This window comes from Glycomyces endophyticus (assembly GCF_039531525.1).
Taxonomy (GTDB): Bacteria; Actinomycetota; Actinomycetes; order Mycobacteriales; family Micromonosporaceae; genus Glycomyces; species Glycomyces endophyticus.
In genome coordinates, this window is the sequence record NZ_BAAAQF010000011.1 from 49,782 (window position 1) to 64,425 (window position 14,644).

At 72.8% G+C, this 14,644-nt stretch carries 10 protein-coding genes and 1 pseudogene; 4 read left to right on the top strand and 7 right to left on the bottom strand.

All coding sequences use genetic code 11. The annotated features are described in order from the left end of the window. Positions 1 to 112 precede the first annotated feature (112 nt). Genes ABD419_RS16010 through deoC form a run of 3 tightly spaced genes read right to left on the bottom strand, consistent with a single transcriptional unit; the run spans position 113 to position 3,322 of the window. The gene (locus ABD419_RS16010; protein WP_344488126.1) at positions 113 to 988 is read right to left on the bottom strand and encodes an aldehyde dehydrogenase family protein; all 876 of its coding nucleotides are present in this window, start codon (positions 986 to 988) and stop codon (positions 113 to 115) included. Then, positions 981 to 2,405, bottom strand: a complete 1,425-nt coding sequence (locus ABD419_RS16015; protein ID WP_344488127.1) for an aldehyde dehydrogenase family protein — start codon at positions 2,403 to 2,405, stop codon at positions 981 to 983. The genes ABD419_RS16010 and ABD419_RS16015 overlap by 8 nt, the downstream gene beginning before the upstream one ends. A gap of 2 nt (positions 2,406 to 2,407) precedes the next feature. Next, positions 2,408 to 3,322 (bottom strand): deoxyribose-phosphate aldolase, encoded by a 915-nt coding sequence (gene deoC / locus ABD419_RS16020; protein ID WP_344488128.1) that lies wholly within the window; start codon positions 3,320 to 3,322, stop codon positions 2,408 to 2,410. 94 nt (positions 3,323 to 3,416) lie between these two features. Between deoC and upp the strand changes: the two genes are divergently transcribed. Further along, entirely contained in the window at positions 3,417 to 4,049 is a 633-nt protein-coding gene (gene upp / locus ABD419_RS16025) for a uracil phosphoribosyltransferase (RefSeq protein WP_344488130.1), read from the top strand. Positions 4,050 to 4,107: 58 nt separating this feature from the next. Here the strand turns inward: upp and ABD419_RS16030 are convergent, their stop codons facing one another. Then, on the bottom strand, positions 4,108 to 5,766 hold the full coding sequence (locus ABD419_RS16030) for a phospho-sugar mutase (RefSeq protein WP_344488131.1): 1,659 nt from the start codon (positions 5,764 to 5,766) through the stop codon (positions 4,108 to 4,110). A 56-nt stretch (positions 5,767 to 5,822) separates the two neighbouring features. Next, a complete protein-coding gene (locus tag ABD419_RS16035; RefSeq protein WP_344488132.1) occupies positions 5,823 to 7,790 on the bottom strand; it encodes a serine/threonine-protein kinase in 1,968 nt (655 codons plus the stop codon). A 213-nt stretch (positions 7,791 to 8,003) separates the two neighbouring features. Between ABD419_RS16035 and ABD419_RS16040 the strand changes: the two genes are divergently transcribed. Both ABD419_RS16040 and ABD419_RS16045 read left to right on the top strand, forming a co-directional pair. After that, a complete protein-coding gene (locus ABD419_RS16040) occupies positions 8,004 to 9,590 on the top strand; it encodes an acyl-CoA mutase large subunit family protein (RefSeq protein ID WP_344488134.1) in 1,587 nt (528 codons plus the stop codon). Positions 9,591 to 10,126: 536 nt separating this feature from the next. Next, positions 10,127 to 11,317 carry an amidohydrolase gene (locus ABD419_RS16045; protein WP_344488136.1) on the top strand — a complete coding sequence of 397 codons (1,191 nt, stop codon included), beginning with the start codon at positions 10,127 to 10,129 and terminating at the stop codon, positions 11,315 to 11,317. A gap of 254 nt (positions 11,318 to 11,571) precedes the next feature. Here the strand turns inward: ABD419_RS16045 and ABD419_RS16050 are convergent, their stop codons facing one another. Then, positions 11,572 to 12,015, bottom strand: a complete 444-nt coding sequence (locus ABD419_RS16050; protein WP_091048462.1) for a gamma-glutamylcyclotransferase family protein — start codon at positions 12,013 to 12,015, stop codon at positions 11,572 to 11,574. A gap of 59 nt (positions 12,016 to 12,074) precedes the next feature. On the opposite strand from ABD419_RS16050, the pseudogene ABD419_RS16055 reads away from it, so the two are divergent. Next, positions 12,075 to 13,463 (top strand): annotated as a pseudogene (locus ABD419_RS16055) (NAD(P)H-quinone dehydrogenase); the annotation flags it as partial. A 61-nt stretch (positions 13,464 to 13,524) separates the two neighbouring features. Here the strand turns inward: ABD419_RS16055 and ABD419_RS16060 are convergent. After that, positions 13,525 to 14,532, bottom strand: coding sequence for an L-type lectin family protein (locus ABD419_RS16060; RefSeq protein WP_486327379.1), 1,008 nt, complete (start codon positions 14,530 to 14,532; stop codon positions 13,525 to 13,527). Positions 14,533 to 14,644 lie beyond the last annotated feature (112 nt).

Genomic DNA, 14,644 nt, shown 5'->3' on the forward strand with positions numbered 1-14,644 from the left:
GGGGAACAGCCTACGACCCGGGTGCGCGGCGCATCGCATCCGGTGCGCGCTTTCCCTGCGGGCGGCGCGAAGGGCCCTGCCGCCGCGGCGGCAGGGCCCTTCGTTTCGACAGCTAGTAGGCCCCGCCCGCGCCCGCGGCCATGCCGGCCGGGTGCCACACGGTCTTGTACTCGGTCCACTGCCGCAGCAGGTCGAGGGAGGTCCCGTCCCTGCCGGGGCGGCGGACGACCTTGAGCGTCCCGGCGGCGGCGGCCTCGAGCTCGGCGGCCAGCGCCGCGTCGGCGACGCCGCCCAGGTCGATCCCGTCGACGTCGGCGTGGGACGCGAGGTGCGGCGCGACCTCGGCGGCCTTGCCGCTCAACAGGTTCACCACCCCGCCGGGCAGGTCGGAGGTCGCCAGGACCTCGCCGAGGCTGAGCGCCGGCAGCGGCTTCGCCTCGCTGGCGAGGACCACCACGGTGTTGCCGGTGGCGATCGCGGGCGCGAACGCCTCGACCAGGCCCAGGAGCGGGTCGTCCTGGGGTGCGACGACGGCGACGACGCCGAGCGGTTCGGGCGTGGTGTGGTTGAAGTACGGCCCGGCGACGGGGTTCGCCCCGCCGAGGACGGCGGTGTACTTGTCGGTCCAGCCCGCATAGTGCACGAGCCGGTCGATCGCCTGCTCGACGGTGCCGAGCGCCTCATGCGGGTCGCCCGCGGTGGCGTCGGCGAGCTCCTCGGCGAACTGGCCGGCGCGGCCCTCGAGCATCTCGGCGGCCCGGTACAGGATCTGCCCGCGCAGGTACGCGGTCTGCCCGGCCCACGGCCGCTGCGCCTTGCGGGCGGCGGCGACGGCGTCGCGAGCGTCCTTGCGGCTGGCGAGCGCGGCGTTCGCCAGCTCGGTCCCGTCGGGGCTGGCCACCGGGTAGCTCCTTCCGGACTCCGAGCGGGGGAACTTCCCGCCCACGTACAGCTTGTAGGTCTTCTTGACCCGCAGTCGGTCAGACATCGAGGTACGCCTCCAGTCCCTGGCGGCCGCCCTCGCGGCCGTATCCGGACTCCTTCAGGCCGCCGAAGGGGCTGGCGGCGTCGAACCGGTTGAACGTGTTGGCCCACACCACGCCCGCGCGCAGCCGCTCGGCCGCCCACAGGATCTTGGAGCCCTTCTCGGTCCACACCCCGGCGGACAGCCCGTAGGGGGTGTTGTTGGCCTTGGCGATCGCCTCGTCGGGGGTGCGGAACGTGAGGACGCTGAGCACCGGCCCGAAGATCTCCTCCTGCGCGATCCGCATGGACTGCTGGACGCCGGTGAACACGGTGGGGCGGAACCAGAACCCCTGCTCGGGCAGGTCGCAGGCGGGCTGCCACACGTCGGCGCCCTCGCCGCGGCCGGCCTCGGTGAGCGCGGTGATGCGCTCGAGCTGCTCGGCGGAGTTGATGGCGCCGACGTCGGTGTTCTTGTCGAGCGGGTCGCCCACGCGGAGGGTCTCGACGCGGGCCTTGAGCCGCTCCAGGACCTCGTCGGCGACGGACTCCTGCACGAGGAGGCGGGAGCCGGCGCAGCACACGTGCCCCTGGTTGAAGAAGATCCCGTTGACGACGCCCTCGACGGCCTGGTCGATCGGCGCGTCGTCGAAGACGATGTTGGCGGCCTTGCCGCCCAGTTCGAGCGTGACCTTCTTCTTCGAGCCGGCGACGGCCTTCGCGATGGCGCGGCCGACGGCGGTCGAGCCGGTGAAGGCGACCTTGTCGACGTCGGCGTCGACGACGGCGGCGCCCGCGGCGCCCGCGCCGGGGAGGATGTTGACGACGCCCGGGGGCAGGTCGGCCACCTGGCACAGCTCGGCGAACATGAGCGCGGTCAGCGGCGTGGTCTCGGCGGGCTTGAGCACCACCGTGTTCCCGCACGCGAGCGCGGGCGCGATCTTCCACGCCAGCATGAGGAGCGGGAAGTTCCAGGGGATGACCTGGCCGACGACGCCGAGCGGGCGCGGGTCGGGCCCGTGGCCCGCGAAGGCGAGCTTGTCGGCCCAGCCCGCGTGGTAGAAGAAGTGCTGCGCCGCGGTCGGCACGTCGAAGTCGCGGGTCTCCTTGATGGGCTTGCCGTTGTCGAGGGACTCGGCGACGGCGAACTCGCGGGCCCGCTCCTGGAGGAGCCGGGCGATGCGGAACAGGTACTTGCCGCGCTCGGTGCCGCTCATCGGCCCCCACACGGTCTCCTGGGCGCGGCGGGCCGCGGCGACGGCCTTCGCGACGTCGGCCCCGCCCGCCTCGGCGACGGTGAACAGGGTCTCCTCGGTGGAGGGGTTCACGGACTTGAAGACGGCGCCGTCCTCGGCGTCGACGAACTCGCCGCCGATGAACAGGCCGTAGTGCTCCTTGATGGAGGGCCGCACCGACTCGGGCGCGGGGGCGTACTCGAACATGGCTAGTCCACCGTCACGTAGTCGGGGCCGGAGTAGTGGCCGGTCTTGAGCTTCTGGCGCTGCATGAGCAGGTCGTTGAGGAGGCTGGATGCGCCGAAGCGGAACCACTCGTTCGACAGCCAGTCGTCGCCGAGGGTCTCGTTCACGGTGACCAGGTACTTGATCGCGTCCTTCGTATTGCGGATGCCGCCGGCGGGCTTGACGCCGACCTGGACGCCGGTGGCGGCCCGGAAGTCGCGCACGGCCTGCATCATCAGCAGGGTCACCGGGAGGGTCGCGTTGACGCCGACCTTGCCGGTGGAGGTCTTGATGAAGTCGGCGCCGGCCCACATCGCGAGCCAGGACGCCCGGCGGACCGCGTCGTAGGTGGCGAGCTCGCCGGTCTCGAGGATGACCTTGAGCCGGGCGTCGCCGGCGGCGGCCTTGACGGCCTTGATCTCGTGGAAGACCCGTTCGAGGTCCCCGGCGAGGAACGCGCCCCGGTTGACGACCATGTCGATCTCGTCGGCGCCGGCCCGCACCGCGGCCTCGGTGTCGGCGAGCCGCACGTCGAGGGGGACCTGCCCGGCGGGGAAGCCGGTGGCGACGGAGGCGACCAGCACGCCGGAGCCGGCGAGGGCCTCCTTCGCGGCGGCGACCATGGAGGGGTAGACGCAGACCGCGGCGGTCGCGGGCGCGTCGCCGTCGGGCCGCCGCGCCTTCGCGGCGAGGGACCGCACCTTGCCGGGGGTGTCGGCGCCCTCGAGCGTGGTGAGGTCGATCATGCTGATGGCGAGGTCGATCACCTGCGCCTTCGACGTCGTCTTGACCGAGCGGGTCGAGAGCCCCGCCGCGCGCGCCTCGAGGCCGACCGCGTCGACGCCCGGGAGGGCGCGGACGAGGGAGGCGGCCTCGGCGCCGCTCAGAATTGATCCCATGACCCGATCGTATCCGTATCTGCGAGACCGCTCAATCAGACTGTGGTGACCGGCTCACATTACCGCGGCGAACTGGGCGTTAAGGTTATGAACCGTGGATGTCAAGATCGTCGAACACCCGCTCGCCGCCGAACGGCTCACCGCCATGCGCGACGAGCGCTCGGACTCACCGCGCTTCCGGGCCGCCCTGCACGAGCTCACCATGATGCTCGTCTACGAGGCCACGCGCGACGTGGCCGTAGCCGAATACGAGATCCGGACCCCGGTCGCGCCCGCCAAGGGCTACCGCCTGGGGAACCCGCCGGTCCTCGTCCCCGTCCTGCGCGCCGGCCTCGGCATGGCCGACGCCGCCCAGGCCATGATCCCCGACGCGTCGATGGGCTTCGTCGGCCTCGCCCGCGACGAGGAGACCCACGAGCCCTACGCCTACATGGAGTCGCTCCCCGACGACCTGGCCGACCGCCACGTCATCGTCCTCGACCCCATGGTCGCCACCGGCGGCTCGCTCCTGCGCTGCTGCGAGATGATCGCCGCCCGCGGCTGCACCGACATCGACCTCGTCTCCGTCCTCTGCGCCCCCGACGGGATCGCGAAGCTCGCGGACTCCGGGATCGCCATGCGCATGACCACCGCGGCCGTCGACCCGGTCCTCAACGACAAGGCCTACATCGTCCCCGGCCTCGGCGACGCCGGCGACCGCCAGTTCGGCGCCTACCGGCGGTTCTGACCTCGACGCTGAAGGGGGCCGGGCGCATCGCGCCCGGCCCCCCGCTCGTCGGGCCCGCCTAGTGCGGGACGCCGAGGACCGCGGCGATCTCGGCCTTCAGGGCCTCGACGCTCGCGCGGGCGCGCTCGCGCGCCGCCTGCAGGTCCCCGCCGACGTCCTCGCGGACCTCGAGGTACGCCTTCAGTTTCGGCTCGGTGCCCGACGGCCGGGCCACCACGCGCGCGTTCGCCGTGGTGATCGTGACGACGTCCGCCTCCGGCAGCCGGTCCAGGTAGTCCACCACCGGCTCGTCCAGCAGCGACGCGGGACGGTTGGCGCGCAGGCGCTTCATGCACGCCGCGATCTCCGCGAGGTCCTCCACGCGCACCGACAGCTGCCCCGTCTCGTACACCCCGAACTCCTCGGCCAGCTCGTCGAGCCGGTCCTGGAGCGTCGCGAAGCGCGCCGCCTGGCCCGCCGCGATCTCGGCGACGACCAGCGCCGCGGAGATCCCGTCCTTGTCGCGCAGGAACTCCGGCGCCACGCAGTACCCGAGCGCCTCCTCGAACGCGAACGCGAGGTCGGGGCTGGTGCGCGCCAGCCACTTGAAGCCCGTGAGGGTCTCCATGTACGCGAAGCCGCGCGCGGCGCACATGGCCTTCAGCTGCGTCGTGGACACGATCGTGGTCGCATACGTGCCCTTGCGGCCCTTGCGCATCCAGTGGTCCGCGAGCAGCACCCCCACCTCGTTGCCCGACAGCTGCCGCCAGCCGCCGTCACCGGTCGGCACCGCCACCGAGCAGCGGTCCGCGTCCGGGTCGAGCGCCAGCGCCACGTCCGCGCCCTCGTCGACCGCGAGCGCCTTGAGCAGGTCGATCGCGCCCGGCTCCTCGGGGTTGGGGAACGCGACCGTCGGGAAGTCCGCGTCGGGCTCGGCCTGCTCGGCCACCAGCGACGGCGCCGGGAACCCCGCGCGCACCATGGCCTTCACGAGCGTGGCCCCGCCGACGCCGTGCATCGGCGTCGCGACCGACGCGAGCCGCTTCGGGTCGTCGGGGTCGACCACCGAGGCCACCGCCGCCAGGTACTCGTCGAGGACGCCCTCGTCGAGGGTCTCGCCCTCGTCGCCGAGCGGGATCTCCGAGAGCGGCCCGAGCGCCTCGATCGCCGCCTCGATCTCCGTGTCCGCGGGCGGCACGATCTGCGCGCCCGCACCGAGGTCCCCGCCGAGCTCCCGGCCCAGGTACACCTTGTACCCGTTGTCCTGCGGCGGATTGTGGCTCGCGGTCACCTGCACCGCGGCCGCGCCGTCGAGGCGCGTCACCGCGAACGCCGTCACCGGCGTCGGCAGCGGACCGGGCATCACCAGCGCCCGCCGCCCGGACCCGGTGACCACGCGCGCGGTCTCGAGCGCGAACTCGCGGCTGCCGTGCCGCGCGTCGTACCCGACGACCACGGGCCCCTCGGCGCCCTTGGCGTCCAGCCAGTTCGCGAGTCCGGCCGCGGCGGCGCGCACCACCGCGAGGTTCATCCCGTTGGGGCCCGCCCGGAGCGGACCGCGCAGCCCGGCGGTGCCGAACTTCAGCCGCCCCGAGAAGCGGTCGGCCAGCTCGTCCGCGGTCTCCGGCAGCCCGTCGAGGAGCCGGTACAGCTCGTCGCGGCCCGCCTTGTCGGGGTCGTCGGTGATCCACTGGAGCGCTTCGGCCCGCAGCGCATCGAGATTCGTCTGGTCGGTCATGGGGAAATGGTCGCATATCCGCAGCCTGGGAGACCGGTGTTGCGGACGGTGTGGCCTCAGCCGGTAGCGAACGAAGCAGTCGCGGTGTCGTAGACGCCCTGTGATAGCTCCCAGACGTCGGCGTCCCCCGAGATGAAGATCCCGAAGCTCGTGCCGTCGCCGGCGTCGACCACCGCGAACACCGAGTGCCGTTCCGCCCCCGCCTCATCGGTGTTCGTGCCCGTGTACTCCAGCACGTGGCCGCCCATCCCGGCGATCTCGACCGCCTCGAGCCGCACCTGCTCCAGGTCGGTCATCTCGCTCGGCAGGCCCTCCCAGATTCCGTCCAGGTACGCCTCGGTGTCGGGGAGCCCCCGGTCGGACCCCGCGTAGAAGCGGACCCACTGGGTGTCGTCCTCGGGGTTGACGAACTGCTGCGAGTCGTCCCCGGTCTCGCCCTCGGTCCACGCCGCCGGATAGGCGACGGAGAAGCCGTCCCCCTCGTACGTCGCGGTCTCGAACGGCGCCGCCCCGCCGTCGGCCGGCGACTCGCCGCCGTCCGCAGGGGACTCGCCCCCGTCCGCGGCCTCCTCGCTCGTGCCCGGGTCCTCCGCGCCGCCCCCGCCGCCGTCGCCCCCGCCGGTGAGGAACTTGTAAGCGCCCCAGCCCAGCACGAGCACCAGCATCACGCAGATCGCGATCACCGACGCCGACTTCCACGGGTTCGACCGCGGCTCCGGCTCCTGCTCGCGCACCCGCGGACGCGGCCCCGTGCGCGGCGGCGACACCTCCCGGTAGCCCGAGGACTCGCCCGCGCCGCCGCGGTACGGCGGCGACTGGTGCCCCGGCCCGCCCGGGCCCGCGAGCGGGCCGGCGAGCAGCGCCTGCAGCTCCTGGCGGACCTGCGGCAGCACCATGCGCTGGCCCGGGTCCTTCGCGAGCATCCCGCCGAGCAGCGGCGTCAGCGGCCCGGCGCTCCGCGGGCTCTCCGGCGGCTCTTGCACGACCGCGCGCATCGTCGAGACGGCGTCGCCGCGGTCGAACGGCGGGCGCCCCTCCACGGCGGCGTACAGGGTCACGCCGAGGCTGAACACGTCGGACGCGGGCTCGGCCGGATGCCCGACCGCCCGCTCCGGCGCGATGTAGTGCGCGGACCCGAGGACCTTCCCGGGCGTCGTCCCGCCCGACACCTGGTGCAGCTGCGCCGCACCGAAGTCGGAGAGGACGCACCGCCCGTCGGTCGAGATGAGCACGTTGCCGGGCTTGACGTCGCGGTGGATGATCCCCGCGTCGTGCGCCGCCTGCAGCGCCCCGACCAGGGCCAGGCCGATCTTCGCGGCCACGCGCGGCTGGAGCGGCCCGTCCTGCGACAGGATCTCGGCCAGGCTCCGGGACTGGAGCAGCTCCATGACGATCCACGGCAGGCCGCCGTGCTCGACCACGTCGAACACGCGGATCACCGCCGGGTGCGAGAGCCCGGCCGCGATCTGCGCCTCGCGCCGCGACCGGTCGATGAGCTGGGACCGCTCCTGCGGCGGCAGGTCCGGCGGGAGGAACACCTCTTTCAAGGCCACCTCCCGTCGCAGCACCGTGTCGTGGGCGCGCCACACCGACCCGTTGCCGCCCTTGCCGACCAGGTCCTCGAGCCGGTAGCGGTCGCCGACGAGGTCGCCGGGGCGCGCCCGGTTGCCCGGACCGCCCGCGGCGGGGCCGCCCGGCCCCGGCTCGCCGCCGACGGCGAAGCTCTGCCCGAGGTTCCCGTAGTTGCCGTACGAGGAGCTGTGCCGGTACGAGGAGTCCCCGTAGGAGTCGCCGCCGTACGGGTCGCGGTTGTACCCCTGCCGGCTCGAGTCGTACGGGTCCGCCCCGGCGGGCTCCCTCCAGGACCGGCCGCCCGGCTCCGAGCCGTACGCGGCGCCGTAGCCGTGGCCCGGCTGCGGGCGCGACGGCTCGCCGGGGGCGTACCGAGGGGACGGCTCCGGCCCGGATCGGGGGTCCTCATAGGCGCCGGGACCACCGCGACCGTAGTCAGATGAGTACGTCATGCAACCACTCCTCGCGAGGGATCCCCCCTAGTCTGCCGCGTCCCGGCCACCGACGCTGTACCGGGCCCGCTTACGCATCGCACGCCCCGCACCGACCGGGACCGCACGCGCCCCCGGCGGCGGAACGGGCGGACCCCGCCCCGGGAGCGCGAAGGCGCCGCCGGAGAGCCCAGGACTTCCCGGTGGCGCGACGCACCACCTAGGATGGCAGCCATGCAGTCGTCACCGCAAGGCCGGGACGGGATCGAGATCCGGCCCGTCTACGGCCCCGCCGACACCCCGCCGGACCTCGCCGAGCGCCTCGGCGAACCCGGGTCCTTCCCCTACACGCGCGGCGTCCACCCCACCATGTACACCTCCCGGCCCTGGACCATGCGCCAGTACGCCGGCTTCGCCACGGCCGCCGAGTCCAACCGCCGCTACCGGGACCTCCTGGCCGCCGGCACCACCGGCCTGTCCGTCGCCTTCGACCTGCCCACCCAGATGGGCTACGACTCCGACGCGCCCGAGGCCGCCGGCGAGGTCGGCAAGGTCGGCGTCGCCGTCGACTCCCTCGCCGACATGCGCGCCCTCTTCCAGGACATCCCCCTCGGCGAGGTCTCGACCTCCATGACGATCAACGCCCCCGCCGCCGTCCTCCTCGTCCTCTACCAGCTCGTCGCCGAGGAGCAGGGCGTCGACCCCGCCGCCCTCCGTGGGACCATCCAGAACGACATCCTCAAGGAGTACATCGCCCGCGGGACCTACATCTTCCCGCCCGCGCCCTCCCTGCGCCTGGTCGCCGACACGTTCGCGTACTGCGCCGCCGAACTGCCGCAGTGGAACACGATCTCCATCTCCGGCTACCACATGGCCGAGGCCGGGGCGACCCCCGCGCAGGAGCTCGCGTTCACCGTCGCCGACGGCATCGAGTACGTGAACTGCGCCCTCGCCGCCGGCCTCGACGTCGACGCCTTCGCACCGCGCCTCTCCTTCTTCTTCGTGGCCCGCTCCACCCTCCTCACCGAGGTCGCCAAGTTCCGCGCCGCCCGCCGCATCTGGGCCAACGTCATGCGCGACCGCTTCGGCGCGAAGGACCCCCGCTCCCTCAAGCTCCGCTTCCACACCCAGACCGCCGGCGTCGAGCTCACCGCCCAGCAGCCCGAGGTCAACCTCGCCCGCGTCACCGTCCAGGCCATCGCCGCCGTCCTCGGCGGCACCCAGTCCCTCCACACCAACGCCTACGACGAGGCCATCGCCCTCCCCACCGACACCTCCGCGCGCCTCGCCCTCCGCACCCAGCAGGTCATCGCCGCCGAGACCGACCTCACCGCCACCGTCGACCCCTTCGCCGGCTCCTACGCCGTCGAGGCCCTCACCGACGAGATCGAGGCCGAGGCCCTCCGCCTCATCGACGCGGTCTTCGCGCACGGCTCCGCCGTCGCCGCCATCGAGGAGGGCTTCCAGAAGAGCGAGATCGAGCGCAGCGCCTACGAGACCGCCAAGCGCATCGACGCCGGCGAGCAGACCGTCGTCGGCGTCAACAAATACGTCCTCAACGGGGACGAAGCGCCCTACAGTCCGCTCAAAGTGGACCCCGCGATCGAGGCCGCGCAGGTCGACCGCCTCGCCGCCCACCGCGCCGGAAGGGACGCCGACGCGCTCGGCGCCGCCCTCACACGTCTGCGCCGCGCCGCCGCGGGCACCGACAACGTGCTGTACCCGCTCAAGTCGGCGCTCGCCGCGGGCGCCACGGTCGGCGAGGTGTGCACCGCGCTCGCCGCCGAATGGGGGCGCCACGTCCCCGCCGACAACTGGTGAGCGAATAGACGCGAGGGGCGAAGCGCACAGGATGTCTGTCGCCGGACTCGCGGGACGGGGAAACACTTGACCGCGGCGGCGTCATCGACCGGCGACGCCGCCGCCGTCCGTGCAAAAGTCGGATCTCGGCCGTAACTAATCGGCTCGGCAAGCGTTATGCCTTATGACAGCGGGTTCGGCCCACAGGGCCGTGACCGGCTGTCGCGCGGCCGTGACCCCGGGCTCGCCAACGTGCGTCCGGACGCGCCGCCGGGCGTCGCAAATCACGGCGCTAGCCGCAACGGAGTGCGATCGGATTAAGCTTGCCGGATCGCCCTCCATTGGCTTTGATCCTCGAACGCGAATTGCGAGGCGCGAAGGAAATGTACACGCTCACTGCGGAGAAAGTCGTCGAGATGGGTACCGCCACGAAATCGAATGAACCGCTGCCGAGTGCGATCGCACCGGAGGCGTGTCGCGTGGTACCCGCCGCCTTGCCCTCGCACGACACCGCAGCCGGGAGCGCTTCGCCCGGCACCACCGCTTCGGAGCAGGCCATGTCCACATCGCTGCCGGACTTCCTCGACGGGTGGCTCCACGCCCACGCCGCCGAGGTCGTCGCCGCACGCCGCCACATCCACGCGAACCCGCGCCTCTCGCGCCAGGAGCACGACACGGCCGAGTACGTCGCCGCGCGCCTCGCCGAAGCCGGGCTCGAACCGCAGCTCATCCCCGACGGCACCGGCCTGACCTGCGACATCGGCACCGGCGACCACGTGATCGCGATCCGCGCGGACATGGACGCCCTGCCGATCCACGACCCGAAGCAGGTCCCGTACCGCTCCTCCGTCGAAGGCGTCTGCCACGCGTGCGGCCACGACGCCCACACCGCGATGCTCCTCGGCGTCGGCCGCGTCCTCCACGAGCTGGAGCGCCGCGAGGGCCTCCCGGGCCGCTTCCGCCTGATCTTCCAGCCGTCAGAGGAGCAGTTCCCCTCGGGCGCGCCCACGATGATCAAGTACGGCGCGCTCACCGACGTCGCCGCGATCTTCGCCTTCCACTGCGACCCGCAGTTCCAGGCCGGGCAGATCGGCGTCCGCAACGGGCCGCTCACGGCCGCGTGCGACGTCATGGAGGTCCGCATGAAGGGCCGCGGCGGGCACACCTCCCGCCCGCACCTCACCAGCGACCTGGTCAACGCCATCGGGCGCGTCGTCGTCGACGTCCCCGCGCTGGTGAACCGCCGCCTCGACCCGCGCCAGTCGGTCGCGATCGTGTTCGGCGCGGTCCAGGCCGGGGAGGCCGCGAACGCGATCCCGCAGGAGGCCCTCGCCCGCGCGACGGTGCGCGTCCACGGGCGCGAGACCTGGGACATGATCCCGGACCTGGTCCAGGAGATCACCCGCTCGGTCGCCCGCGCCTCGGGCGTGGAGTGCGAGATCGACTACCGCCGCGGCGTGCCGCCGGTCGTCAACGACCGCTCCGCCTCCGCGATGTTCGCGGGCGCGGCGGCCGCGGCGCTCGGCCCCGAGGCCGTCGTCGAGGCCCCGATGTCCATGGGCGGCGAGGACTTCGCGTACTACCTGGAGCAGATCCCCGGCGCGATGGCCCGCCTCGGCGTCGGCCGCCCGGGCGAGCGCCTCGACATCCACCAGGGCGACTTCGACATCGACGAGACCGCGCTCTCGCACGGCGTCCGCGTCATGGTCCACACCGTCCTTGCGGCGGCGCAGAGTCCGGCCTTCTGAGCCGAGCTGAGCGAAACACGACGGCGGGGCGGGCGCGGCGAGCGCCCGCCCCGCCGTCGGCGAAGGTGAACGGAGCGTCCGGGGCGAAACGGACATTCGAAGCGCCCCTATCCGAACCGTATCCGGCGGGTGCGACACCCGTGCCGGGACGGCCGGCGCCCTCCCGGTCCGGGACGGCCGCCGCGGTCGACGATGGCCGCCGAGATCGGGGACGGCCGCCGCGGTCGGGGGACCGCGGTCGCCGGCCGGTGCCGCTATTCGGCGGTCGGGCGCTTGCGGAGCGTCTCGACGTAGTCCTGCGGGGCGCCCGCGGCCTCGGCGGCGCGGAGGATCTCGTCGAGGTACCACTGGCTGGGGAGACCGCCCTCGAAGCCCTCGAAGACGTACAGCCACACCTGGCGGTTCGCCTCCAGGGTCGCGGCCTGGGTGTGCATCTTGCGGTAGAGCTTCGAGTTGAAGCCCTCCAGCTCGTCGAGGACCTGCCGGTCGGCCGGGTCGAGGTCGTAGAGCGACACGAAGACCCGCTCGCCGGGCGCCTCGACGACGGTGGCGACCGCGGACTCCCAGCCGAGGTCGGCGCCGCCGAACGTCAGGCGCCACCCCTCCAGCCAGCCCGTGCCGACCAGCGGCGACCGCGGGCAGGTCGCGCGCATTCGGGCAGGGTCGAGATTCGAGCCATACGCGGCATAGAGATGCACGACTCGAAGATACCCTTAAACGAGCCCGCACTGAAGCATCCCGAACACCGAAAGGCGCACCCGTGGCACGAGTAGCGATCATCGGCGGAGGCCCGGCCGGCTACGAGGCCGCCCTCGTGGCGGCCCAGCTCGGCGCCGACGTCACCCTCATCGAGGCCACCGGGGCCGGCGGGGCGTGCGTCCTCTCCGACTGCGTCCCCTCGAAGACGTTCATCGCCGCCTCCAACGTGCTCACCGAGATCCACGAGTCGAGCGAGCTCGGCGTGGCGGCCAAGGAGGCCGCCACCGACCCCGTCGCCGTCAACGGCCGCGTCCGCCGCCTCGCCACCCAGCAGTCCGCCGACATCGCGCAGAAGCTCGTCAACCAGGGCGTCAACATCGTCTACGGGCGCGGCGCGCTCCGCGTCGACAAGGGCTACAACTACGTCCACGAACTCCACGTGGTCCCCGTCGAGGGCGAGCCGTTCGACGCCGACGCCGACGTCGTCCTCATCGCCACCGGCGCCACCCCCCGCACGCTCACCTCCGCGCCCGTCGACGGCGAGCGCATCCTCACCTGGCGCCAGCTCTACGACCTCAAGGAGCTCCCCGAGCACCTCGTCGTCGTCGGCTCCGGCGTCACCGGCGCCGAGTTCGCCTCCGCGTACCTCGCCATGGGCTCCCAGGTCACCCTGATCTCCTCCCGCGACCGCGTCATGCCCCACGAGGACGCCGAGGCCGCCGAGACCGTCGGCCGCGTGTTCGTGCGCCGCGGCATGGACGTGCGCAACCACTCCCGCGCCGCCGCGGCCCGCCGCACCGACGACGGCGTCGAAGTCGAGCTCGACGACGGCACCGTCATCGAGGGCAGCCACGCCCTCATCTGCGTCGGCTCGATCCCCAACTCCGACAACCTGGGCCTGCACGCCTACGGGATCACCGTCGACGAGCGCGGCTTCATCCCCGTCGACAAGGTCTCGCGCACCAACGTCCCCGGCGTGTACGCCGCGGGCGACGTCACCGGCGTCCACGCCCTCGCCTCGGTCGCGGCCATGCAGGGCCGCATCGCGATCTGGCACGCCCTCGGCGAGGCCGTGCGCCCCATCAAGCTCGCCCACGTGGCCGCGAACGTGTTCACCGACCCCGAGCTCGCCTCCGTCGGCGTCACCCAGGCCGACGTCGACTCCGGCAAGGTGGACTGCCGCGGGGTGCTGCTGCCGTTCGCGTCGAACCCGCGCGCGAAGATGCTCGACCGCACCGAGGGCTTCGTGAAGCTGTTCGCGTGGAAGTCCTCCGGGATCGTCGCCGGCGGCGTCGTGGTCGGCTCCCGCGCCTCCGAGCTCATCACCCCGATCGCGCTCGCCGTGGAGCAGCGCCTCACCGTCGAGCAGGTCGCCCGCACGTTCACGATCTACCCGTCGCTGTCGGGCTCGGTCGCCGAGGCCGCCCGCCAGCTCATGGAGTTCTGAGCCCGCACGCGAAGGGGCCCGCGCCGGAGGGCGCGCCCCCCTTCCACTGCTCGAAGCGCGGTCACTCCACGAAGGTCTCGACGCGCAGGTGGCGGATCAGGTGGACGTCGGTGGCGCGCCCGGTGGAGGACGCAAACCCGATCTTGAACGTGTCGGGAGCCTCGAACGGCATGGTGGTCTCGAGGACCCGCTCCCAGCCGTCGCCGTCGAGGAAGTCGATGTCGACGGTGACCGTCGGGTGCTTCCCTTCGGTGATCTTGAGCTTCACGAGCCGCTTGGCGTCCTCGAGCGTGTCGGTGCTCAGGGTCTCGGTGAAGTCGGTGCCGTAGAGGTCGCCGTACTTGTAGGTGCCGATCTTCTCGTCGGTGGCGGTGGTCGCGAGGAGGCAGTAGCCCTCGTAGCCCTGGCCGGGCCCGCGCAGCGCCACATTGTCGGGGGCGCGGTTCAGCGGCACCTGGAGGTAGTCGGGCGCCTGGTAGTCCTCGGGGCACCCGGCCCCGCGGCCCTCGGTGTCGGCCGAGAAGTTGCCCCAGGCGTCCAGGCCGAGGCCGAGATAGCCGCCGTCGACACCGGGCCGGTTCGTGTTCTGGGCGTAGCCGAGGCTGCCGCCGTACGCACCGGCCTCGGTGAGGCTGGTGTCGCCGTCCACGAGGAAGAACGAGATGCCGTCGGCGTGGGTGCCGCCGTACTGGTACTGCGCGAACGTGACCTCGATGCCGCCGACGTTCTGGAGCGCGTGGTCGTAGATCGCGGCGCCGGCGTCGTACTGCCCGGCGTCGGTGAGCTGGAGGAACCCGGGGGACTTCCCGGACTCGGGGACCGGGCCGAGGTTCTGGTCGGCGCACGAGTCGAACTCGTTGACGCCCTTGAGCTCCGTTGCGGCGGTCAGGCACGCGTTGAGCGACAGTGCGTCCGGCGGCAGGTTGTCGCCCTTGCCGGTGAACGGTGCGTTCACCAGGACGACCTTCTTTTCAGGGGCCGGGGCCTGCGCTCCGGCGGTCGCGGGGACCGCGGCGAGGGCGGCGGCGAGCAGCATCGAGCCGGCGCCGAGGATGGCCATGCGATTCACAGGTGCTCCTTCGTGTCTGTCGCGGACCGTCGCCCGCTGGACCTGCGGCCCCCGAAACACAGGCCGACTACAGAGCGAAGCTATATGAGAACCGTGTGCGACCGTGGGATCT

Excerpts from the sequence above, each read along its gene's own strand:
- ABD419_RS16030 (WP_344488131.1), bottom strand. The coding sequence starts at position 5,766 with ATGACCGACCAGACGAATCTCGATGCGCTGCGGGCCGAAGCGCTCCAG.
- ABD419_RS16040 (WP_344488134.1), top strand. The coding sequence starts at position 8,004 with ATGCAGTCGTCACCGCAAGGCCGGGACGGGATCGAGATCCGGCCCGTC.
- ABD419_RS16035 (WP_344488132.1), bottom strand. The coding sequence starts at position 7,790 with ATGACGTACTCATCTGACTACGGTCGCGGTGGTCCCGGCGCCTATGAG.
- deoC (WP_344488128.1), bottom strand. The coding sequence starts at position 3,322 with ATGGGATCAATTCTGAGCGGCGCCGAGGCCGCCTCCCTCGTCCGCGCC.
- ABD419_RS16045 (WP_344488136.1), top strand. The coding sequence starts at position 10,127 with ATGTCCACATCGCTGCCGGACTTCCTCGACGGGTGGCTCCACGCCCAC.
- ABD419_RS16010 (WP_344488126.1), bottom strand. The coding sequence starts at position 988 with ATGTCTGACCGACTGCGGGTCAAGAAGACCTACAAGCTGTACGTGGGC.
- ABD419_RS16015 (WP_344488127.1), bottom strand. The coding sequence starts at position 2,405 with ATGTTCGAGTACGCCCCCGCGCCCGAGTCGGTGCGGCCCTCCATCAAG.